Origin of the sequence: Pseudomonas sp. URIL14HWK12:I12 (assembly GCF_003097135.1) — a bacterium.
Lineage (GTDB): Bacteria > Pseudomonadota > Gammaproteobacteria > Pseudomonadales > Pseudomonadaceae > Aquipseudomonas.
Map to the genome: position 1 here is coordinate 1 of NZ_QEQL01000003.1, position 21,806 is coordinate 21,806.

Here is a 21,806-nt window from a genome sequence, read left to right on the forward strand (position 1 = left end):
GCATCGCCGATGGTAGTGTGGGGTTTCCCCATGTGAGAGTAGGTCATCGTCAAGATTCAAACCCAACAAAGCCCCGAGCGCATTCACGCTCGGGGCTTTGTCATTTCAGTGATGCTTAGAACTGATAGCTAAGGGTTACGGTGGCGTTACGTGCCTCGCCCATATAGCAATAGTTCAGGCTGGCGCAGGTGGCGATGTATCGCTCGTTGGTGAGGTTGTTGGCATTGAGCCTTACCTCCATGCCTTTGAGCCCGGCACGCCCCAGATCGTAGCCAATGGACGCGTCGTATAGCGTATAAGCCGGCACCTTGAGCGTGTTCTCGGCGTCTACCCAACTTGAACCTACATAGCGTACTCCAGCGCCAAGGCTCAAGCCCGCCAGCGGCCCCCCCTGAAAGGCGTAATCCGCCCACAGCGATGCCATGTGTCGCGGTGCCTGCGTGGGCGAGTTGCCCTTGTTGTCCGTCACACCGTCCACTGTACTGATCATGCGCTTGGCATACTGGATATCGGTAAAGGTGTAGCTGCCTACAACTTTCAATGCATCGGTGATCTGAGCATGCCCTTCCAGTTCGATACCTTGGGAACGTACCTGGCCAATAGGCCGGTAGAAATTCTCCTGAGGCAGCTTGGAGGCCAGGTTTTCCTGAACCACGTGAAAGAACGACGCGGTGAAGAGATCACTGGTGCCCGGCGGTTGATATTTCAGGCCCGCCTCCCACTGAGTACCTTCAGTAGGTGCCAACGGGTTGCCTGCGGCGTCGGCATAGGAGTTGGGGTTGAACGACTCGGAGTAGCTCACATAAGGCGCCACGCCATTATCGAATAGATAGAGCACACCGGCCCGCGTGGTCAGCTTGGTGCGGTCGTCTCCAATGCGGGTTCCTGCCGGCCTACCTGTTTCCGCGATGCGGTTTTCATCCGAGGTTTTCATCCAGTCCTGGCGTACCCCCAGGGAGAACCGCCAATTACCGAGGTCGGCCAGGTCTTGCAGGTACACCCCTGTTTGCTGAAGGCGCCGCAGGTAGCTGGTGGGGCTGCCATAGGTGACCGCGCTGTTACCGTACTGAGGATCGAAAGCGTCAATGGGCGCCAGGCTGCCGGTGGCCCAATCTACAACCGTTTTGCGCCGTTGATAGTCCACACCCAGTAGCGTGGTATGTGCGACAGGCCCTGTGTCGTACTCAGCCTGCATCATGTTGTCGATGATCCATGAGTGCAGTGTTTCGTCGGCGCCACTGTAGTACCGGTTCAACTCGTTGCTGGTCGCAGAGGTCCACCCGTAGGCATAGGTCTGGTCCAGTTTTACCCGTGAATCCAGATACCGAAAGTTTTGTCGTGCCGTGAAGGTGTCGTTGAAACGGTGCTCGAATTGGTAGCCGAAAGATTGTTGATCACGCTCATAGCGATCAAGCCCCGGCTCACCTTCGAAAAAATGCTCGGAAATGCGCTGGCCATTATGAGGATGCAGCGCACCGTCGGCAGGCAGGCCGCCGTGATAGCCACCTTCTGGGTCGTGTTGCAGGTAGGCCTGCAAGGTCAATGAGGTGTCGTCAGTGAAGTTGATGGCTAGCGAAGGTACCAACGCGTAGCGTTTCTCTTCGGCATGGTCGAACTGCGTGTCTGATCGGTGAGCGAGCCCGGTCAGGCGGTAAGCAATGCGTTTGTCGTCGTCGAGCGGCCCGCTCAAGTCCAGGCCTACGCTGCGCGTGCCTTGTGTCCCGGTGGTCAACTGCACCTGATGGTAGTCCTCGAACAGCGGCTTCTTGGTCGTAAGGGCGACCAGGCCGCCCGGCGAGCTTCGCCCGTAGAGCACCGAAGACGGCCCCTTGAGAATGTCGATCCGTTCCAGAAAATAGGGGTCGACCTGCATGGTGCTGTAAGTGCCGCTGTCGCCCATGGACTTCAGCCCATCGACGTAGATGTTATCCACCGCCCCGTCATTGAAACCCCGCATCGCAACGTAGTCATAGCGATGGGTAGCGCCGTAGGGGTTGGTCAATACGCCAGGGGTGTAGCGCATTGCCTGAGCCACGGTCTGCGAGCCTTGATCGTCGATCTGCTGCCGGGTGACTACCGAAACGCTTTGGGAGGTTTCGGCCAGCGCCTTACTCGTTTTGGTGGCGACTTGGCTATGAGTTGCGTTGTAACCGTCGACCTGGCCCAGCGCGTTGCCTAGGCTGAATGCGGTGATATCGGTGCCAGGCAAGCTGATGGCGGTGGTATCGGGCATCGGTTCAAGCACATAGGCATCCCCGCCTTGAGCCTGCGCATAGAGGCCGCTGCCTTGAAGCAATCGATCCAGCCCCTGGCTCACTGTGAATTGGCCGCGCAGCCCCGTGCTCTGCCTGCCTTGGGTCAGCGCAGGTGTTGAGGCGAGGTTGATACCCGCCTGCCGGGCGAACTGATTCAACGCCTGGTCCAAGGGGCCGGTCGGGATGTCGAAGGGCTGCACGGCCTGCTGCTCGCTGATAGATGCCGCCTGAGCGAGGTGCAGAGGCACTACCGAAACGGCGGTGCCTAGCACAGCCGCCTGAATCGCACGCTTGAAGGGGTGAAGTGGAAAACAAGGTGTCGCATGAGTGAGCATCGGGCCAGGTCCTTGAATGAATGTCATGAAGCGCTCTAGGACAAAGCCGAACGAATTCACAAAACCCGACAAAAAAATCAGCTTGCGGCTTCGACACTGACCCACCAGCGAGTGAGCCCGCCTATCCGTACGGGAAGAGACTGGGTGAGTAACTCAAGTAACCGGTCGGTATCGGCCAGTTTGTAGACGCCGGAGACCTGCAACTGAGCTACCCCCTTGGCGTAGCGGACAACCCCGCTCCGATAGCGCGCCACCTCATCCAGAAAGGCCCCCAGCGGCATGCCCCGGGTAACGATCAGGCCGTCAACCCACCCAGCAGGGTCGAACAGCGGTGCGACCAGGCCCGTATGCTCTGCGCTGGCTCTGGCCACCTGGCCGGGGCCCACATGCAAACGGCCCAGCCAAGCCTCACCCTTGATAACCGCCAACTGCAGATAGCGCGGCTCCTGGCGCACCGTGACTTGAGCCGACTTCAGGGTTATCCACTGCTCGCCACTGAGCACCCGCATCGGCTGCTTGCTTTCGAGCAGCAGCTCGCCTCTGCTCAGTCGCAATTCGTCATCGCGCAGCCTGTCTACCGCGCTATGAGTATTCAGGGTCAGGCGTGCACCGTTGGGCAGCGCGAAACGCTGTTGTTGGCCGGTGGTGGTCGCGAAGTCAGCGGCCCACGGCCCCCATCCTGCCTGATCGGCTGCCCACCACCCGGCGCTGGCGGTGCCCATGCTGCCAACTAGCAACTGAAGTGCACGGCGGCGACTGAGCCGCTGCTCAGTCGCTTCCAAGGCTTGGCGCGCGCCGGGCGTGCGCCGCAGGCTCTGGCCTAGGTCGGCGCTCAGCTGGTTTACCCTTTCCCAGGCCAATTGATGAGTGGGTGCAGCCTCGCACCAGCGCTGGCAGGCCTGTGACAGCTTCGGGTCGTGCTGGTTTTCACGCAGCCGCACCCACCACTGAGCGGCTTGGCGTACGGTGTCCGGTTCAGGCGTCATAGCGAAGTTGGTAGCAACGAAACAAGGCATCCGCCAGGTAGCGCTCAACCGTGCGCACGGAAACACCCAGGTGCCGGGCAATATCGGCGTGGGCCCACCCCTCGCATTGGGCCAGAAGAAACGCCTCGCGGGCTTTGGTTTTGAGGCCATCGAGCATCTGCGCCACTTGATCGAGCAGCTCCAACGCCAGCGCTTGAACTTCGGCGTTCGGTGCCTCGCCCTGGGGAAGGTTCGAGAGGGTTTCGAGCCAGGCTTTGCGGAGCTCTTCGCGGCGCCAATGATCGATTACCAGGCCGCGCGCGATCGTGCGCAGGAACGGCCTTGGGGCCAGCAGTTGCGGTGGCACCGGCTTTTGCAGCACCCGCAGGAACGTGTCCTGAGCCAAGTCAGCGGCATCGGCCGCATTGCCCAACCGGCTACGCAGCCAGGTATAGAGCCAGCCATGGTGGTGGTGATAGAGCGTCTGGACACAAGAGTACACGAGCGCACCGGTAACAAATGATAATTAGTCTCATTGTCACTGGCGTGCTATGGATTTGCAAGCACGGCCCTGTTCAGGCGCCGGCTGCGTCGGCCTTGTCGTCAAGGTAGCGATTGATCGCATCGATCGCACGCTGCAGGTGGACCTCCAATAGCGCCACACACCGCTCGGTGTCGCGTGCCCTTGCCGCTTCGAGCTGGTCCCGATGATCCTGGTGGATAAGATCGGCCAGCCCCATCTCAAGCATATTGAAGCGCAGGAAGCGTTCCTCTTCTTCCAGGCCCTGGTCGATCAAGCGCAGTAGCCGGCGATTGCTCGCCTTGCCATAGAGCGCCATATGAAAGTCCCGGTTCAGCTGCGCCATCACACTGTAGTCCTGCTCGACCTCCAGCTGGTCGATGGCTTGCTGCGCGGTCGCAAGGTCCGTTTCGTCGAGCAGTGGCACTGACAAGCGCAGGGCTTCTCGCTCCAGCAGCAAACGAAGATCGTACGCTTCACTGACGGTATCGTTGATCAATTCCGCGACCACTGCGCCCTTGTGGTGCACCACGGTAAGCAGCCCCTGGGCCTCTAGCTGGCGCAGGGCTTCGCGGACCGGCATACGGCTCACGCCATACAGGTTAGCCAGCTCTTGCTGGCGCACCGCTGTGCCGGTAGGCAGGCTACCATCAAGGATGGCAAGGCGGATCCGTTCTTCGATGATGGCTCGAGCCAGGTGTGGTTGAAGCTGCTCAGCTTCCAACACTGCGCGAACCGGGCTTTTCTTCTTGGGCACGTGTTTTCACCCTCTTGGGTTGGCGAACGCGGTTGTTTTCGACAAGGGGGCTTATCCCTCAGTTGCACTTGCCGAAACCCTTCTATGCAGCAAGGGTATTACCGCTGTAGTGCCATCCTGATGCCAGCGGGCAGAATTACAAGACTTGCGACGGGCGAATGGGTAATTACACCCAAGGTTCAATAACTTGGGCAAGGACTTCGAAGTCCCATTCATCGTATGTGAATTATTTGACAGAAAGTGATTGCATCGTGCCATTGTTTTTTGCTGAATGTACACGCACCATGCGCTCCTTTCCAGTGCTGGGCAGGGCAAGCGCCTTGGCAAAACGTACGACGCTTATCCGCAGGCTGGGCCACGGGTTACTGGCGTTCTGGCTCAGTGCCGGGATGCTGGCCGGCCTGCAAGCCGACTGGGACTTCAACACCATCAGCCGTAAGGCCGAAGCGCTATACGGCCCACTGGGCGCTGGTAAGCAGCGCATCGATGCCTGGCAGAAACTGCTGTTGGCGCAGCGCCAGAGCGGCGAGATGGAAAAGCTTACGGCGGTGAACCTGTTTTTCAACCGGCAAATGCGCTACGTGGAAGACATCGACCTCTGGGGCCAGGTCGACTATTGGGAAACCCCGATCGAGGCCTTGTGGAAGGGTGCAGGCGACTGTGAAGACTACGCCATCGCCAAATACTTCAGCCTCAGGCACCTAGGCGTTGCCTCCGACAAACTGCGCATCACCTACGTCAAGGCGTTGCGGCAGAACCGCGCGCACATGGTGCTGACCTACTACCCAACGCCGGAGGCTGTGCCGTTGGTGCTCGACAGCCTGCAAGACCCGATTCAGCCTGCCACCGAGCGCACTGACCTGCTGCCGGTGTACTCCTTCAACGGCGAGGGCTATTGGTTGGCTGGCAGCGGTTCGAACAAACGGGTGGGAGATGCCAAGCGGCTGTCCCGCTGGCAAGATGTCATTCAAAAAATGACCGCCGAGGGTTTTCCCACGCCGGTCGAACAGTAACTGGAGCGTCGATGTCTCTGTTCAAGCAATTGCTGATCGCCATATGCCTGTTCCTGGCCGTTGCCTTCACCGGCAGCTTCATGGTCAGCCTCGAGAGCTCGCGCAGCCAGTATGTCAACCAGCTGCGCTCGCATGCACAGGATGCCGCCACAGCGCTCGCCCTGTCGCTCACGCCCAACATCGACGACCCCGCGATGGTCGAGCTGCTGGTCAGCTCCATCTTCGACAGTGGCTACTACGCCAGCATCAAGGTGGTCGACTTGGCCAACAACAAGGTGATGGTCGAGCGTGAAGCCGAGCCTGACCCCAATGGCGTGCCGCGCTGGTTTATCCGCTTGATCGGCCTGGATGCCGCGGGAGGCGACGCGCTGGTCAACCGCGGCTGGCAGCAAGCGGCACGGGTGGAAGTGGTCAGCCACCCGATGTTCGCCATCGCCAAGCTGTGGCAGAGCGCATTGGGCAGCCTTGGCTGGCTGCTGCTCTGCGGGCTGATCAGCGGTGTGCTGGGCGCGCTGCTGCTGCGCCGGCAACTGCGGCCGCTGGACTACATGGTCGAGCAGTCCCACGCTATTGCCCGGCGGGAGTTCATGACCCTGCCCCAGTTGCCGCGTACGCCAGAGCTACGCCGTGTGGTGCTGGCGATGAACCAGATGGTCGAGAAACTCAAGGCGCTGTTCGTGGAACAAGCCGAGCGCAGTGAGAAGCTGCGCATCGAGTCGTATCAGGATGCCCTGACCGGCCTGGCCAACCGCCGCTATTTCGACATGCAGTTGCAAGCCCGCGTCAGCCAACTCGAAGAGAACCGCCCAGGCTACTTGCTATTGTTGCGGGTCAATGACCTGATCGGCTTGAACCAGCGCTTGGGAGGGGCAAAGGCCGACCAGTTGCTCAAGGCCGTGGCCCAAACCCTGGTGCGCCTGTGTGAGCGCCACCCTGAAACCACCAACCTGATCAGCCGTAGCCGAGGCGGCGAGTTCGCTGTACTTGCCCCGGGCCTACATGCCGACCAGGCCCAGGCCTTGGCCATCGCCATGGAAGCTTCGCTACAAAGCCTCAACGAAACCGGCGCCAGCGACGTGACCCCAGTTGCGCATATCGGCCTGGCCTCGTATGCCGCAGGCGACGCTCCGCAAGATTTGCTCAAGCTGGCCGACGAAGCCTTGGCGCAGGCCGAAAGCGCAGGCGGAACGCCTTGGGTGTGCCTGGAGCGGCAGGTGCGCACCGCTGTGGCCGAAGATCACCACAGTTGGCACCGGCTACTGGACCAAGCGCTGGAAAACGGCCAGTTCCAGCTGTACTTCCAACCGGTGGTCAGCAGTGAGGACCGCCAGCAGGTCATGCATTACAAAGTGCTCTCGCGCCTGCTCGGCAGCGACGGCAGCCCCATCGTTGCCGGCCGCTTCCTGCCATGGGTCGAGCGCTTCGGCTGGGCCGAGCGCCTGGACCATTTGATGGTCAAGCTGGTGCTGCAGCACATGGGCCAGCACCCAGGGCACTACGCGCTGAACCTCTCCGCGCCGATGCTGGGCAGCTCGCAGGGCTTGGCTCGGCTGTTCGAGCTACTGGGCCAGCACCCTGCGCTGGGCCCACGGCTGGTGTTCGAACTGGCCGAGGAGCATGTGCCTCAGCAATCGGTACTGGACAACCTGACTCGCCGCCTGCACAGCCTTGGCTACGGCCTGGCGCTGCAGCATTTCGGCGGCCGGTTCAGCATGATCGGCAACCTGGCGCACTTGGGCCTGGCCTACTTGAAGATCGACGGCAGCTATATTCGCGCCATCGACAGCGAAAGCCACAAACGCCTGTTCATCGAGGCGATTCAGCGTGCCGCCCACAGCATCGACCTGCCCGTCGTCGCCGAGCGGGTCGAAACTGAAGGAGAGCTGCAGGTCATCGCCGAGATGGGTATCGAGGGCGTTCAGGGCCGGCTGGTGGGTGAGCCCGCGCCCTGGGCCTGATCGGGCGGCTGCCAGCCGCCACCGAGCGCCAGAAACAGGTTCACCTGCTGCAAAGCGACTTGGGTATTGGCCACGGCCAGCTGCCCGCGCACGTCGGTATAAGTGCGGGTAGCTTGCAGGTCTTCCAGGAATGACTGGCGCCCTGCCATATAGAACCTGTGGGTCTGCTCGGCCGCATCGTGCGCCGAGCGCTCGGCATCTTGCAACGCGTCTCGGCGCTCAAGGGCAGCGGTGTAGTTTGCCAGCGTGGTCTGGGTTTCTCGCACGGCGTTGAGCACCACACCATCGAAACGGGCCAGCGCCGCCTGTGTATCGGCCTCGGCGGCGCGCACTCGGGCGCGGGCGCCATTGGTAGGAACAGTCCAGTTGATCAGCGGACCGAACCCCCAGCGGTTGGTCGAGGGGTCACCCAAGTCTTCGGCGATCCCCACCGTGCCCACGGTCGCGCCAAAGCTGATGTCGGGATAGAGCTGGCCGGTCGCAACGCCGATCTGGGCAGTCGCTGCAGCCAGCTTGCGCTCGGCCTGGCGCACATCGGGGCGGCGCTTGAGCAACGCAGCACCGTCGCCGACCGGCAGCGCCTGGGCGATATGCGGCAACTCGGCGCAATGGTCGGTGCCGGCCGGCAACTGGCCGACTGGCCGCGCCAGCAGCATTGCCAGCTGGTACAGCCCGCCCTGGCGTTCGGCCTCGAACTTAGGCAGCTCCGCACGCAATGACTTGAACTGCGTTTGCGTCCGGGTCACCTGCGTCTCATCGCCCCTGCCCGCGTCACGCAGGCGCTGTGCCAGTTGCACACCCTGTTGCTGCAAATCCAGTGAGCGCAGGGCGATAGCGCGCTCCTCGTTAGCGGCACACACTTGGGTATAGGCCCGTACGACACTGGCCACCACGCTGATGCGCGCCGTGTCGGCGGCTGCCTGCGCGGCATCGGCGTTGGCATTGGCGGCCTCCGCGCCACGCTGGAACACGCCCCACATGTCGAACTGATAGGAGGTCTTGATCGACAGCGCAGCGATATTGGCCACGGGTACCTTTTCGGTCAGCAGAAAAGCCTGCCCCGACTCCTGCAAGCGCTGCGCCTCACCACTGACGCTGGTGCTGAACCCACCCTGGCTTTGGGCGATTTCCAATTGGTTCTGTGCCCGAGCCAGGTTGGCGGCCGCCACTCTAAGGTCGGTATTGGCGGCAAGCGCCTGTTCGACCAGGCCATTGAGCTGCGGGTCGTTGTAAAGCCTCCACCAGTCGGCAGGCACCGGCTCGGAGACCACCTCCTGCGATTGGCCAGCCAACGGGCCTTGCAGGTCCGGGCGGTTGATCGCTGCCTGTTGCGGCAAGTGGTAGTCCGGCCCCATCACCTGGCAACCGCCCAGCACCAGCGCAAGGCTGGCGGCCAGCGAGGTCAGGGGTTTGCTCATTTGGCCTCTCCTTGTGCATCGGGCAGCACCGACACGGTCGCGGTGCGCCCGGCGATCAGGCGAAAGCCCTCCGGCACGTGGTCGAAAGCGATGCGCACGGGTATGCGCTGGGCCAGGCGCACCCAGCTGAAGGCCGGGTTGACGTTGGGCAGCAGGTTTGAGCCGCTGCTGCGGTCGCGGTCCTCGATGCCTGCCGAGATGCTCACCACATGGCCGCTCAAGCGAGTGTCGTCGCCCATCACACGGATATCCACCGCTTGCCCCACATGAATGTGGCCCAGCTTGGTTTCCTCGAAATAACCATCGATGTGGTATGAGTCGCTGTCCACGACCGAGAGCAGAGGTTTGCCGGCGCTTGCGAACTCCCGATCACGCGGGGCGCGGTCGTTGATGAAACCGTTGACTGGGCTGGTGATCACCGAACGGTCCAGGTTCAGCTGGGCAGCGTCCACCGCCACCTGTTCAGCGTTCTGGGCGGCGAGGGCGCGGGCCACTTTCGACTGGCTTTCTTCGAGCTGCTCGCGGGCAACCAGGTTGCCCAGCCCCTGGTTGCGCTTGAGCTCACGCTGGGCCTGGGCGAGGGTTTCCCGGCGATCCGCCAGGGCCGCCTGCGCTTGGCGCAGCGCCAGCTTGAAGCGATCCTGGTCGATGGTGAACAGCACGTCGCCCCGCTTGACCGGCTGGTTGTCGGTGACTTTCACCTGCTGGATCAGGCCGGACACATCCGGCGCAATCTGCACGACATCAGCACGGATATGGCCGTCGCGGGTCCAGGGTTCGAACATGTAGTAGAGCACCATGCGCCAGATCACGACGCAGGCGAGTGCCACCACGATCAAAGTTACGACCAGGCGGCCAAAGGTCAGTAGAGGTTTTTTCATGTCATCAGGTTTCGGCAGATTAGGTCGACCGCGCCCAGCAGCACGGTGTAAAGGGCCACGTTGAACAGCGCCCGGTGCCACACCAGGCGATAGAAATGCACGCGGTTGAGCAAGGCGTGAACCACCAGGAACAGCCCGTAGGCCAATGCCATGATGCCCAGCAGGGTAGGCAGGAAGATCCCGCCGATATCCAATTCACCGATCACAGCGGGGCTCCGTCCAGGCCTTGCGGCGGCAGTTGGTGATATTCGTCCGGCTCGTGCAGCACCTCCACGCCCGGTAGCAGCGCCAGGCGCAGCCCGCTGAGTGACAACAGCAGTTGCTCGCGGGCTTCCTCGGCCCCCTCGGCCTGGCAAGCGGCCAGGTTCAGGGCGCGGCGGGCGCGGTCCATGGTCATCAGGCTATTCATCGGAGCTGCCAGGCGCTCGCCAGCCTTCAGGCAGGCGGCGAAGTAGCGGGTAACTTCGACCACCACCTGCGCCAGCAGTGCGCGTGGGGTTCCGTTGATCCGCGGGGCATAGGCCAGGATGTCCAGCAGATTCAACGCTACCCGAACATCACGCAGTGCCGCGCCGGTGTCCTGCCCAGTGTTGGCCAGGCGTGGCAGCAGCTGCATCAGCCGGTCAAGCATGCGCACAGCCTTGGCTCGATGCTCATTGAGGGTACCGGCCTCTCCCAGCTCAACGATTTCGCGCCAACTCAAGCGGGTGAGGCGCCGCGCCGCAAGCTCGGTGCCGAACGGGCGCACGATCAGCGTCCAGCAGAACGCAAACAGCAACCCCACAGGGCCGGCGATGTTCGAGTTCACGAAGTTCATGAAGTTGGCGTCGTACTCGCCCTGGATGCTAATGAAGGTCGAGGTGTTCACCAGCGTCAACAGGGTGCCCAGGTAAAAGCGCGGCTGTACGGTGAGCGCACCGATGGGGATGAACGGAATCGCAAAGGCCAGCACCAGCATTGGAAAATCGTGCAGGTTTGGCAGCACCACGAACAGGTAGAGGCTCGAAAGAACGACCGAAACGGATGTCCAGAAGAAAAAACGGTAGATCTGCGGTGCCGGATCGTCCATGGCCGCGAAGAAGCTGCACGACACTGCCGCCAGGATCACCGCACTGCCGCCGTCGGCCCAGCCCATTTCGATCCAGATCGCCGACGCGGCGATGATCGCGGTTACCGAAGTGAGCGAAGAGTAGAGCATCATGCCGCGGTCAAAGGTCGGGCGCAGCCGCCCCAGGCGCCAGTGGCGGTACACGGCTCGCCAGTTGGCGCGGCTCTGCCGGCCGATCAACTCATGCAGCACGCGCATGTCCTGCCACAGGTCGGCCAGCTCGCCGAGGCGATACAGCGCGTTGGCGAACAGCAATTCGCGGCGGTCATCCAGCTCGCCGGGGGCAGGGCGCAGCCGCTCGATGTGGGCGTGCAGGTCCTGCCAGGGGCCTGGGTTGGCGCCCTCGAAGGTGCCGGTGAGCCACTGCCGGGTGTGTTCGAGCAAAGGCTCAAAGCGGGCCACCAGTTCAGGGGTGCGCCGCTCCAGCGCCACCAGCGCGTCGTCCAGGGCATCGATCACCGGCAGCAAGTGGATCATTCGCCCGCGCAGCTCGCGGGTGTTGCGCATGTGATGAGGGGTGGCGCCTTCGTGAGGCAGCTGGCCGATCATCTGTTCCAGCGCGTTGAAGTTCACCACCATCGAGGCGCGCAGTGGCCCGACTTCGTCGCCGCTGACGCTGCGGGTGAGGTAGCGCAGAGCATAGCTGCTGGCTTCGTTGAACCACTTATCGTGCGCACCGCCCACGGCGGTCACCAGGCGTCGCGGCCAAAAGATCGCCCCGACAACAGCTGCGCACAGGATTCCGATGAAGATCTCCTGGGTGCGCGAAGAGGCCACATCGAACACCGCCGAAGGGTTGTCCACCACCGGCAAGGCGATCAGCGGCAGGGTATAGCCGGCCAGCATCAGGGCGTAGAAATTGGCGGTGCGCAGGTGCATCGAGAGGTACAGCAAGGTACCGGTCCACAGCGCGATCACCGTGGCCAGCAGGTAGGGCGTCTGCACGAACAGGGGCACGAACAACACCGCCGCGCTGGCGCCGACAAACGTGCCTACCAGCCGGTACACGGCCTTGGAGCTGGTCGGGCCCACGAAGGGGCTCGAGACGATGTACACCGAGGCCATCGCCCAATACGGGCGTGGCATTTCCAGCTTCAGGGCGATCCACAGTGCAAGCATGGAGGCGGCGAAGGTGCGCACGCCATACCACCAATCCTGTGCAGGCGGCACATCACTGAAAAAGCGCTTCATCCGGCCCATGTGCTGGGCCCTTGTGTGGCAGCGTCTTCGAAGGCCTGCAGCACCCGCTGGGCGGCCTCGAGATCAGCGGGGTCGAGGTGCTTGAAAATCTCCTTGCGCAATCGCGCCAGCTCGCCCTCGATCGCCTCGGCCAGGCGGCGGCCTTCGTTGGTCAGGCTCAGCGCCTTGGCGCGTCGGTCGGCCGGGTCTTCGGTACGCAGCACGTAGCCTTGGGCACAGAGCTGGTCGAGTAACCTGACCAGCGATGGGCTTTCCATCCCCGACGCATGAGCCACTGTTACCTGGCGAACGCCGTCGCCCAGGCGCAGGATCACCAGCAAGGGCACAGCGCAGGCTTCGGTGATGCCGTAGTTGGCCAGCACGGTCTGGCAGATGCGCCGCCAGTGCCGGCTGGCCGTTACGGTGCCGCTGGTGACGGTTTGCTGAAGTTTTTCGAGGGTCATCGAGAGATCGGGCATATTCATAGTTTGCTAACTATTAATATCCTCCCAACCTTTTTAAGCGTCAACCGCCGCTTATCTGTCCGTCTGAATCACGCAGGGCGAGCGCGTAGCCGTTTCGACCTGCACCTCGGGCGCTGAGGGCGCTGTTGAGCCCTCGTAGGGGCCAGCTGTGCAGCGCGATGCGCCGATCTATGAGCTTGCGCACCGAGGGCCCAGGCTTTCTTAGGTAAGCGGCTTGCGAACTCACCTTGCATAACGTGCGCTTTGCCGCAGCAGTCGATCCCTCGGGGCCCTTCGGCACTGGTCAGATAACCCCAAGATACGACCCAGCCGTGGCCATTACCCACCGGAAGCCGCGCGCGCATCTGTTGGCTCCGACATCGGCTTTATTCCTACGGAGCATGAGTCATATGCCCACTCCCCGCGTTCCGCAGCTCTGCCGAGAACAACAAGATAGCGCCAGCACTTTTGCTGCCCCTCTCAAGGAAACTGCGATGACCACGTTCACTCGTCACACCATCGACACCGCGCCTCCCGCGTCCAAGCCGGTACTCGAAGCGGTACAGAAAGCCTTCAGCTTCGTACCTAACCTGCAAGGCCATATGGCTGAGTCGCCCGAGCTGCTGGCCGGTTACAGCCAACTCTGGGATCTGTTTGGCAAGAGCACTCTCACCCCGCACGAACAGCAGGTTGTGTACCTCACCGCCAACTTCGAAAACGGGTGTCACTACTGCATGGCCGGGCATACCACTCTGGCAAAAATGGCCGGAATGGCGCCTGAGGTGATTGCAGCGTTGCGTGCCGGCAGTGTTATTCCGGATGCCCGCCTGGAAGCACTGCACGTGTTCACCACGGCGGTCGTACGTGATCGCGGCTTCGTCAATGGTTCGGGGGTCGAAGCATTACTTGCTGCCGGCTTCACTCATCGCAACGTGCTGGAAGTGGTATTAGGTGTCGCCACCAAGGTCATGAGCAACTACACCAATCATTTGGTACACACTCAGCTCGACCCGTTCATGAAAGGCAATGAATGGACTAAACCGGTCTAAAAACCGCGCTCATCCCTTACTCGACTCGCCCTCCCATGGGCGGGTACCAGGAGCACTCATGAATACGCGAACTTTTTTGATTACCGGCGCAAGTAAAGGCATTGGCCTTGCGCTAGCTCAGACGCTCGCGGACGCAGGCCACCGCGTTGTGGGCATTGCCCGACAAGTAAAGAACATCGATTTTCCTGGGGCGTTGATCTCGGTCGATTTGGGCAATCGCGCTGCGACCGAGCAAGCCCTGGCCACGCTTACCCAGCAATACGCATTCGACGGCCTGGTAAATAACGTCGGGCTGGTTCACCCGCAGTTGCTGGGCTCTGTGGACCTGGACGATTTCGATGCTGTAATGCGCGTGAATCTGCATTCAGCGATTCTGGCTACTCAAGCCGTTTTACCGGGGATGCGCGAGCGGCAGTGGGGGCGAATCGTCAACATCTCCAGCTTGACTGTGCTTGGCATTACTCACCGCACGGCCTATGCCGCCGCCAAGGCTGCGCTTATCAGTTTTACTCGGTCGTGGGCACTGGAGCTGGCCACAACCGGCATCACCGTCAATGCCGTTGCTCCCGGGCCGACCGAAACAGAACTGTTTCGCGCGAACAACCCCCCGGGCAGCGAGGCAGAAGCCCGTTACCTTTCTGGCGTACCTATCGGCCGTTTGGGCCAGCCAGAAGAGATCGCCGCAGCCATCACGTTCCTGCTGTCCGAAAGTAGCGGTTTCATTACTGGCCAGACATTATTCGTCGATGGCGGTGCTTCAATCGGCAAGGCTGCGTTCTAGGCGTTTTGCTGTGTACACACCGTGTTGAGATAGCCCGTCCGCTGCGAGCCAAGCACCCGCTTCGCTCGCTTTTTGCCACGCTCTTTTAACTGTTGCAGGTGGAACAACGATGGATCGATTGGCTGCAATGGAAACCTTCGTCAGCGTGCTTGAAGCGGGGTCGTTCTCAGCGGCAGCGCGACGTCTCAAATTGGGCCAGCCCGCCGTGTCGAAAACCATTGCACAACTGGAACAACGCCTAGGCGTGCGACTGTTGTTGCGCTCTACTCGTGGGCTCACACCGACCGAGGCCGGTACGGCCTACTACGAGCGTGCCAAACGTGCAATCGAGGAGGCCCACGAAGCCGACCTCGCCGCGCGCGGGGCGGGTAGTGGCCTGCAGGGCACCTTGCGGGTCTGTGCAGCAGTGACCTTCGCGCGTTTACATGTTCTGCCGCACCTGGGGACATTTCTTCAAGCGCACCCAGAGCTGAGTATCGATATCGTTCTGGATGATCGCACTGTCAATCTCGTCGAGGAAGGCATCGATGTCGCTTTGCGCATGGGCGCTCTGGCCGACTCCAATCTGGTTGCCCGCAAGATCGGTGAATGTCAGCGTTGGGTGCTGGCCACGCCTGCCTACGTGAACATGTATGGCGTGCCCTCCACCCCAACTGAACTGGCGCAGCACCAAGCCGTTATTTATTCCCAGGCAGGCGCAGGTGAGCATTGGGCCTTCAAACAAGGCAGTACGGTACAGTCGGTCACGGTCAGCGGGCGGGTGCGGGTCAGCGCCGCGGAAGGCGTGCGGGCAGCGGTGCTGGGGCATCTGGGTGTGGCGTTGACTTCCCAGTGGATGTTCGCAGGTGAAATCGCCAATGGCGAAGTGGTGCAACTGCTTGAGGATTGGCAACTCCCTCCTTTGGATCTCTGGGCGGTATTTCCTACGGGACGCCTGGCGAGCGCCAAGGCGCGGGCATTTGTTGACTTCGTCGAGCGGTTGATGAGCCCCCAATAAGCAAGTCCGCCCGAAGGCGGCCTTGAGAAGTTCTGCATCAACTGCGCAACGCAGGCAGCAACTCGGTGGGTTCCGGGCGCAGCGTGTAGTCGGGATTGACCTCCGCATACCGAATGACGCCGTCTTGCCCGATGACGAAACGGCCCGGCATCGGTAAAGTCCAACTCTGGTCACCATTGATGACCGGCAGGTTGTTGCCAAGGCTGAGATAGAGTTCAGCCAGATAGCCTGGCAGTTTGAAGCGCAGGCCGAATGCGGCCGCCACTTCGTTACCGCTGTCACTGAGGATGGGAAACTTCAGGCCATTTTGCCGCCGCGACTTGCGGCTGTTGGCCCGGCTTTGCGGCGAAATCGCGACCAGGCTGGCACCGCGTTCCTGAAAGGCCGGCAGTGCTTGGTCCAGGGCTTGCAACTCCATGTTGCAGTACGGGCACCACACACCGCGATAGAAGCTGACAACCAGCGGGCCGCGTGAAAGCAACTCTGTCGAAGACACCCGATTTCCCTCGGCATCAGGCAGGGCGAACACTGGCGCCAACTCACCAGCCTTCAGCGCCCGCTCAGCCTGGCCGCTGGCGATCAGCTCGGCGGTGGCGCGCTGCATGAGGGCATGTACCGGCGCAGGGGCATTATAGGGAGGCTTACCGGCAACGAAGTCAGCCTTGAATGCATCCAGTTTGGCTTGAAGGGTCATGAGTGTTTCCTCGGTGATTGCTAGGTCGAGGCTCATGATCACGGTATCGAAATTCCACCAATAGACAGCTGACCAGCATAGGAAATATGCCTGGCAGGAATGCCTTGGAACGATACTTTTCGAGGTAGATGTTTATTCAAGCCGGGAGCAGCCCGACCAAGAACCACCACCGCCGGCCCCGCAAGCACCTGGTCGGCGTATAGCGCGTTGCAGTCCCGGAAGATGCACCAATCCGGGTGGCGCTTGCCGCCGGTGGCATCAAACACGCGTTCTGCTGTGATCAGCACGTGAGCTGCAGGCCCCTAGCCCCAAGCTGCAAGTCAGCGCGGGCCTGCGCCTACCTGAAGCCTGAAGCTAGAGACTTGAGGCATGCAGCCTACCGCTCATGCAGCGCCTCGGCGCGAGCACGAATGATGGGCTTGAGCAGGTAGTTCAGGATGCTCTTGTGGCCGGTGATGATGTCTACCGAGGCGACCATGCCGGGAATGATCACCAACGGTTTGGCATCGGTGCCCAGGTGGTTCTTGTCGGTGCGCAAGCGAATCAAGTAGTAGGTCTGCTTCTTGTCTTCATCGGTGATGGTATCGGCACCGATCTGTTCCAGCTTGCCTTCAAGGCCGCCGTAAATGGTGTAGTCATAAGCGGTGAACTTGATCATCGCTTTCTGGCCGGGGTGCAGGAATGCGATGTCCTGCGGGCGGATCTTGGCTTCGACCACCAGAGTGTCATCCAGCGGCACGATCTCGACGATGTCGCTGCCGGGCTGGATCACCCCGCCCACCGTATTGACCATTACCTGCTTGATGACCCCGCGTACGGGGGCATTGACCATGGTGCGGTTGACTCGATCCTCCAGGCCCTTGGCAGTGGCGGTGTACTTGGCCAGGTTGGCGCGGGCCTCGTTGAGCTGAGTCAACGAGTCGCTGCGGAACTTGCCTTTGGTTTCCTCGATCTTGCGCTGCACCTCATTGATCGCCGCCTGGGCGCGGGGCATCGCCAGGGTGGTAGAGGACAGCTGGCCACGGGTTTCCACTTCACTGCGCTTGAGGCGCAGGATGTCCACCGGCGACACCGCACCCTGGGCCACCAGCGGCTCCGACATGCTGATTTCCTTTTGCAGCAGGGCCAGGCTGTTACGGTACTGGTCGGCCTTGGAGCCGAACTCGCGCAGCTCCTGTTGCTTCTGCACCAGCTGGGCTTGCAGGCCGCCGACCTCATCGGCCAGCTGCTGCTTACGGCTCTGGTACAGCGCCAATTCATCGTTGGCCTGGCGCGGCACGCGCTTGAGGATGTCCGGGTCGATCACCAACGGCTTGTCTTCGATCTCGGCCTGCAAGCGTGCTACCCGCAGTTCCATGGCCACGCGGTCGGCTTCAGTCTCGCCGACGTTTGAAGCGAAACGGGTGTCGTCCAGGCGAATCAGCGGTGCCCCGGCTTCGACGATCTGGCCTTCGTGCACGTAGATCTGCGCGACGATGCCGCCTTCGAGGTTCTGGATCTTCTGGATCTTCGACGAAGGGATCGCCTTGCCTTCGCCCTTGGTCACCTCGTCGATCACCGCCAGGTGGGCCCACACCAGCAGAAACAGAAAGAACGCGATCACCCCCCAGATGGTTAGCCTGGCGATGCGTGGGGCATCGTCGATCAGGGCTTTCTTCACTTCCGGCAGCGGCTGGCCGTCGAGGGAGTCACGGCCTTTGAAGTAAGCGCCGATTCCGCTTTTGAGCATGTTAAGCGACATTGACTTGCCCCTTGCGCAGCGCTTCCATCACCGCGGCTTTCGGACCATCGGCCACGATCTGGCCACGGTCGATGACGATCAGGCGGTCGACCAGCGAAAGCAACGACGCCCTGTGAGTGACCAGTACCAAGGTCTTGTGCTCGATCACCGATTGCAGGCGCTGCTTGAGGCGCTCTTCACCGGTGTTATCCATCGCGCTGGTGGGTTCGTCCAGCAACAGAATCGGAGGGTTGAGCAACAGTGCGCGCGCCAGGGCAACGACCTGCCGCTGGCCGCCGGAGAGGTTCTGGCCCCGTTCGCCGACTTGCAATTCATAACCCTGCGGGTGCAGCCGTGCGAATTCGTGCACCCCGGCCAGCTCCGAGGCCTGCAGCACCATCTCGTCTTCGACGTAGCGTGCGCCGCTGACCAAGTTGTCGCGCAGGGTGCCCGCCAGCAGCTGGATGTCCTGCGGCACATAGCCGATGTTGTGGCGCAGCTCGCTCACGTCGATCTGGCGAATGTCCACGCCGTCGACCAGCAGCTCGCCTTTTTCGGCCTCGAACAGGCCAACGATCAGCTTGGCCAGCGAGCTCTTGCCCGAGCCGCTGCGGCCTATGATGCCGATCTTTTCACCCGGGCGGATGTTCAGGCTCAGCCCGCGTAGCGCCTGATGTTGCTGGCCTGGGTAGGTGAAGTCGATATTGCGAAACTCGATGCTGCCTTGCAGCACCGGGCGGGTCATGGGGCGCTCCTCGAAGTTGCGCTCCTGTGGCAGCTCCATCATCTGGTTGACCGAACCCATGGTCACCTTGGTCTGCTGCCAGCGCGTGATCAGGCCGGACAGCGCGCTCAGCGGCGCCATCGCACGCTGGTTGAGCATGTAACAGGCGATCAGGCCGCCCATGCTCAAGTCGCCGGCGATGATGAGGTAAACGCCACCGATGATCATGGTCACGCCGGCCAGCGCCTGAACGAACGCGGTGAGGTTCATCGACAGGCTCGAAAGCACCTTCACCCGAAGTTCCAGGCGGCTCAGCGTGCCCAGCGTTTGCTCCCAGATGTACTGGCGCTCACTCTCGGCGTTGTTGACCTTGATGCCATCGAGCCCGTTGAGGGTTTCGATCATGGTCGACTGCCGCTCGGCGCTCAGCGCCATGGTGCGTTCCAGCGTTGCGGTGAGCGGGCGCTGCAGCAGGTGCACGATCGTCAGCACCAGCGGAAAGGCCACCAGCGGAATCATCACCAGCCAGCCACCGAGCAGGCCGATCACCAACATGATCAGCAGAGTGAACGGCAAGTCGATCAGCGTGGTAAGGGTCAGCGAGGTGAGAAAATCCCGCAGGCCCTGGAACTCGTGGATGTTCTGCGCATAGCTGCCCACGCGCGCCGGGCGCACCTTGAAGGCCATACCCACCACGCGCTCGAACAGCGTGGCAGAGATGATCAGGTCGGTCTTCTTGCCGGCAAGGTCCAGGCACAGGCTGCGCAAGCCCTTGAGCAGCAGGTCGAAGACATAGGCGCCGCAGATGCCGATGGCCAGCACCCAAAGGGTCTCGGTGGCCTGGTTCGGCACTACGCGGTCATAGACGTTCATAGTGAACAGGGGCGCGGCCATGGCGATCAGGTTGATCACCAGGCTCGCTGCCACGGCATCCATGTACAGCCATCGCGACTTTTTGAGGGTGTCCTTGAACCAGGACTTTGCCCGGGGCACCAGCGCGCCGCGCTGGATATCGAATTTGTGTTGTGGCTGGGCGAAGAACACCTTGCCGGTGTAGTCCTCCAGCAGCATTTCGCGCGTAACGCGCACCTCACCGCCGTCGCTTTCGCCGAGCAAAAGGCGGGCGTCGTCACCCTCCCATCCGATCAGCACCGCACAGCGCCCGTCCTTGAGCATCAACAGCGCGGGCAGGGCGATTCGCGGAATGGCTTCGAGCTTGCGCACCAACAGCCGCCCCTGCAAACCGGCGCGGGCGGCGGCGCGGCTTAGCAGCTCTGGCGAGAGCCGCTGCCCGGGCAACGGCAAGCCGGTGGTGAGCATGGCCCGGCTGGCGGGTTTCTGGTGCAGGTAGCAAAGTGCTAACAACCCGTCGAGCAGGGGATCGTCGTGCAGGCTCCTGGGATCATGAATAAGTTGAACACCACCGGTTTCAGATTCCACGCTGCGCACTCTCTAACTGCCTAAACGGGTTGATGGGCTGAACCGACAGGGGTCAGTTCATGCCGGGGAGTTTGACCTCCGGCTTGATGTCATGTTGCACAACCGTTGCCAAGGGCGCGACGACCCCCTGGCTTTTGAGCAACTCACCCATGGCCGCTTGAATGCGGTATTGGCTGAATCGCTCCAGGTATTTCACTTCTTCCAAACGGCGGCGCGCAGTGAAGCTTTCGTTCTCGCTGTCGAGCAGGTCGAGCAGCGTACGCTCGCCCAGGCTGAACTGCGACTGGTATGCGGTGCGCACGCGCTCGCTGCGGGTCACGTACTGCTCGGCGATGGGCCGCTGGCGCTTGGCATTGTCATACGCGCTCCAGGCCAGCCCCAGCTCTTCGTTCAACTGGCGCAGGGCATTGTTGCGAATATCCAGTGCCTGGCTGCTCTGGTAGGCCTTCGATTGCAGGTCGGCGGAATTGCTGCCGCCGGCATACAGGTTGAACTGCATGCGCACCATCGCCGACCAGCCATTGTAGTGGCCTTCTTCACCGCTGACGTTGTTATCGGCGTTTTTCGCAAGTTCTGCATCGAAGCGCGGATAGTAAGTCGATTTGGCTGCGGTGTACTGCTTTTCGGTAGCTGCGATATCGGCCTCCGCCGAGCGGAGCACGGGGCTGCTGGCAACCATCTGGGCACGCGCCTCGTCGAGGCTGGCCGGGAACAAGGCAATGCCGCCCGGTGCGGGGGCAACCAGCTCGTCTGGGGCCATGCCGACCACGCTGTAGTAGGTGGTGTTGGCGTCGTTGAGGTTGGTCTGCTCGGTCAGCAGGTTGTTTTCGGCTTGCGCCACGCGGGCCTCTGCCTGGTCGAGGTCGGCGTTACGGCCGATACCTCGGGAAGTGCGCAACTGAATCTGATCGAGAATCCGGCGGTGGTTCTTCAAGTTTTCGTCAGCCAGGCGGACATATTCACGACGGGCCAAAACATCCAGGTACGCCTGTGCAACTTTCAGGGCCGTACTTTCGGACGTACCCAAAAGAGAATAAGCACGAGAATTGGCGGTGGATTGTTGACGCGCAACTTCGTTCTGCGTCGCAAAGCCGTCAAATATCATCTGTTGTAGACGAACACTGGCTTCACCGCGGTTAAGTGTGGTGTAGCGGTCGTCTCCGCTGGCTGCACGGGTAGTTGGGCTGTCGGTACCTTCCCGGCCATAGCCCGCCAATACGTCGACGCGCGGCAGGTAGCCGCCTTGGGCGGATTTCACGGCGTAGTCGGCAGACATGCGCGCATTCACACCAGCCTGAACTTCGGGGTGCACCTCGAGGGCGTGCTGCATGGCTTCTGGCAGGGTTTGTGCTTGAGCGACGGCGGCGAGGGTCAGTGGAAGGGCTGCAAAAAATGGCGCGCGCATGGTGTTGGGTTCCGAAGTCGTTTGCTGTGTTCTGTCGCGGCCAGGCGTATGGCCGTCATGGAAAGGGCAACCGAAACGACCGAATGTCGGAAGCCCGCGTCTGGGACTCCGCATGTAAAGGAAGACGGTTCGCCTAGTGCAAT

Annotated in this window: 19 protein-coding genes; 5 read left to right on the plus strand and 14 right to left on the minus strand. The window is 61.7% G+C overall.

Annotated features, from left to right (window positions below; translation table 11 throughout):
• Positions 1–115 precede the first annotated feature (115 nt).
• The 4 genes from F474_RS10165 to F474_RS10180 all read right to left on the minus strand — a co-directional run bounded on the left by F474_RS10165 (position 116) and on the right by F474_RS10180 (position 4,832).
• Positions 116–2,590 (minus strand): TonB-dependent siderophore receptor, encoded by a 2,475-nt coding sequence (locus tag F474_RS10165; RefSeq protein ID WP_097089716.1) that lies wholly within the window; start codon positions 2,588–2,590, stop codon positions 116–118.
• Between the two features lie 77 nt (positions 2,591–2,667).
• The gene (locus F474_RS10170; protein ID WP_165830300.1) at positions 2,668–3,576 is read right to left on the minus strand and encodes a DUF4880 domain-containing protein; all 909 of its coding nucleotides are present in this window, start codon (positions 3,574–3,576) and stop codon (positions 2,668–2,670) included.
• Positions 3,566–4,057 (minus strand): sigma-70 family RNA polymerase sigma factor, encoded by a 492-nt coding sequence (locus F474_RS10175; protein ID WP_097089712.1) that lies wholly within the window; start codon positions 4,055–4,057, stop codon positions 3,566–3,568. The genes F474_RS10170 and F474_RS10175 overlap by 11 nt, the downstream gene beginning before the upstream one ends.
• Before the next feature lie 73 nt (positions 4,058–4,130).
• The gene (locus tag F474_RS10180; RefSeq protein ID WP_097089710.1) at positions 4,131–4,832 is read right to left on the minus strand and encodes a GntR family transcriptional regulator; all 702 of its coding nucleotides are present in this window, start codon (positions 4,830–4,832) and stop codon (positions 4,131–4,133) included.
• A gap of 284 nt (positions 4,833–5,116) precedes the next feature.
• On the opposite strand from F474_RS10180, the gene lapG reads away from it, so the two are divergent.
• The gene (gene lapG / locus F474_RS10185) at positions 5,117–5,845 is read left to right on the plus strand and encodes a cysteine protease LapG (protein ID WP_097089707.1); all 729 of its coding nucleotides are present in this window, start codon (positions 5,117–5,119) and stop codon (positions 5,843–5,845) included.
• Between the two features lie 11 nt (positions 5,846–5,856).
• The gene (lapD, locus tag F474_RS10190) at positions 5,857–7,803 is read left to right on the plus strand and encodes a cyclic di-GMP receptor LapD (RefSeq protein ID WP_097089706.1); all 1,947 of its coding nucleotides are present in this window, start codon (positions 5,857–5,859) and stop codon (positions 7,801–7,803) included.
• Here lapD and F474_RS10195 read toward each other — a convergent pair.
• The 5 genes from F474_RS10195 to F474_RS10215 are packed head-to-tail and all read right to left on the minus strand — an operon-like array spanning position 7,764 to position 12,853.
• Entirely contained in the window at positions 7,764–9,221 is a 1,458-nt protein-coding gene (locus tag F474_RS10195) for an efflux transporter outer membrane subunit (RefSeq protein WP_097089704.1), read from the minus strand. The two genes, lapD and F474_RS10195, sit on opposite strands and share 40 nt — an antisense overlap.
• Entirely contained in the window at positions 9,218–10,102 is an 885-nt protein-coding gene (locus F474_RS10200; RefSeq protein WP_097089702.1) for an HlyD family secretion protein, read from the minus strand. Before F474_RS10200 ends, F474_RS10195 begins: the two co-directional genes overlap by 4 nt.
• Positions 10,099–10,308, minus strand: a complete 210-nt coding sequence (locus tag F474_RS10205; protein ID WP_097089700.1) for a DUF1656 domain-containing protein — start codon at positions 10,306–10,308, stop codon at positions 10,099–10,101. The genes F474_RS10200 and F474_RS10205 overlap by 4 nt, the downstream gene beginning before the upstream one ends.
• Positions 10,305–12,401 (minus strand): FUSC family protein, encoded by a 2,097-nt coding sequence (locus tag F474_RS10210; RefSeq protein WP_097089721.1) that lies wholly within the window; start codon positions 12,399–12,401, stop codon positions 10,305–10,307. Before F474_RS10210 ends, F474_RS10205 begins: the two co-directional genes overlap by 4 nt.
• Complete coding sequence (locus F474_RS10215; RefSeq protein WP_097089697.1) at positions 12,398–12,853, minus strand: MarR family winged helix-turn-helix transcriptional regulator; 456 nt, start codon at positions 12,851–12,853, stop codon at positions 12,398–12,400. Before F474_RS10215 ends, F474_RS10210 begins: the two co-directional genes overlap by 4 nt.
• Positions 12,854–13,347: 494 nt before the next feature.
• Here F474_RS10215 and F474_RS10220 point away from each other — a divergent pair, with 494 nt between their 5' ends.
• The 3 genes from F474_RS10220 (at position 13,348) to F474_RS10230 (ending at position 15,680) form a co-directional block, all read left to right on the plus strand.
• Complete coding sequence (locus F474_RS10220; protein ID WP_097089695.1) at positions 13,348–13,902, plus strand: carboxymuconolactone decarboxylase family protein; 555 nt, start codon at positions 13,348–13,350, stop codon at positions 13,900–13,902.
• 58 nt (positions 13,903–13,960) lie between these two features.
• Positions 13,961–14,683 (plus strand): SDR family oxidoreductase, encoded by a 723-nt coding sequence (locus tag F474_RS10225; RefSeq protein WP_097089692.1) that lies wholly within the window; start codon positions 13,961–13,963, stop codon positions 14,681–14,683.
• A gap of 109 nt (positions 14,684–14,792) precedes the next feature.
• Positions 14,793–15,680, plus strand: coding sequence for a LysR family transcriptional regulator (locus tag F474_RS10230; protein ID WP_097089689.1), 888 nt, complete (start codon positions 14,793–14,795; stop codon positions 15,678–15,680).
• Positions 15,681–15,717: 37 nt separating this feature from the next.
• Here F474_RS10230 and F474_RS10235 read toward each other — a convergent pair whose 3' ends face one another.
• From F474_RS10235 to F474_RS10250, 5 genes are all read right to left on the minus strand, one after another.
• Positions 15,718–16,374: a peroxiredoxin-like family protein gene (locus F474_RS10235; RefSeq protein ID WP_097089687.1), complete on the minus strand. Its 657-nt coding sequence runs from the start codon at positions 16,372–16,374 to the stop codon at positions 15,718–15,720.
• 38 nt (positions 16,375–16,412) lie between these two features.
• On the minus strand, positions 16,413–16,661 hold the full coding sequence (locus F474_RS22545) for a hypothetical protein (protein WP_125483376.1): 249 nt from the start codon (positions 16,659–16,661) through the stop codon (positions 16,413–16,415).
• An 89-nt stretch (positions 16,662–16,750) separates the two neighbouring features.
• A complete protein-coding gene (locus F474_RS10240; RefSeq protein WP_097089684.1) occupies positions 16,751–18,115 on the minus strand; it encodes an HlyD family type I secretion periplasmic adaptor subunit in 1,365 nt (454 codons plus the stop codon).
• Positions 18,105–20,258, minus strand: a complete 2,154-nt coding sequence (locus F474_RS10245) for a type I secretion system permease/ATPase (RefSeq protein ID WP_097089719.1) — start codon at positions 20,256–20,258, stop codon at positions 18,105–18,107. The genes F474_RS10240 and F474_RS10245 overlap by 11 nt, the downstream gene beginning before the upstream one ends.
• Positions 20,259–20,310: 52 nt before the next feature.
• Positions 20,311–21,663 (minus strand): TolC family outer membrane protein, encoded by a 1,353-nt coding sequence (locus F474_RS10250; RefSeq protein WP_097089681.1) that lies wholly within the window; start codon positions 21,661–21,663, stop codon positions 20,311–20,313.
• Positions 21,664–21,806: the final 143 nt, after the last annotated feature.

Bases quoted from the DNA above. Each gene is read 5' to 3' on its own strand.
- lapD (WP_097089706.1), top strand. From the start codon at position 5,857: ATGTCTCTGTTCAAGCAATTGCTGATCGCCATATGCCTGTTCCTGGCC.
- F474_RS10165 (WP_097089716.1), bottom strand. From the start codon at position 2,590: ATGCTCACTCATGCGACACCTTGTTTTCCACTTCACCCCTTCAAGCGT.
- F474_RS10195 (WP_097089704.1), bottom strand. From the start codon at position 9,221: ATGAGCAAACCCCTGACCTCGCTGGCCGCCAGCCTTGCGCTGGTGCTG.
- F474_RS10235 (WP_097089687.1), bottom strand. From the start codon at position 16,374: ATGACCCTTCAAGCCAAACTGGATGCATTCAAGGCTGACTTCGTTGCC.
- F474_RS10240 (WP_097089684.1), bottom strand. From the start codon at position 18,115: ATGTCGCTTAACATGCTCAAAAGCGGAATCGGCGCTTACTTCAAAGGC.
- lapG (WP_097089707.1), top strand. From the start codon at position 5,117: ATGCGCTCCTTTCCAGTGCTGGGCAGGGCAAGCGCCTTGGCAAAACGT.
- F474_RS10220 (WP_097089695.1), top strand. From the start codon at position 13,348: ATGACCACGTTCACTCGTCACACCATCGACACCGCGCCTCCCGCGTCC.
- F474_RS10200 (WP_097089702.1), bottom strand. From the start codon at position 10,102: ATGAAAAAACCTCTACTGACCTTTGGCCGCCTGGTCGTAACTTTGATC.
- F474_RS10230 (WP_097089689.1), top strand. From the start codon at position 14,793: ATGGATCGATTGGCTGCAATGGAAACCTTCGTCAGCGTGCTTGAAGCG.
- F474_RS10225 (WP_097089692.1), top strand. From the start codon at position 13,961: ATGAATACGCGAACTTTTTTGATTACCGGCGCAAGTAAAGGCATTGGC.
- F474_RS10250 (WP_097089681.1), bottom strand. From the start codon at position 21,663: ATGCGCGCGCCATTTTTTGCAGCCCTTCCACTGACCCTCGCCGCCGTC.
- F474_RS10170 (WP_165830300.1), bottom strand. From the start codon at position 3,576: ATGACGCCTGAACCGGACACCGTACGCCAAGCCGCTCAGTGGTGGGTG.
- F474_RS10215 (WP_097089697.1), bottom strand. From the start codon at position 12,853: ATGACCCTCGAAAAACTTCAGCAAACCGTCACCAGCGGCACCGTAACG.
- F474_RS10210 (WP_097089721.1), bottom strand. From the start codon at position 12,401: ATGAAGCGCTTTTTCAGTGATGTGCCGCCTGCACAGGATTGGTGGTAT.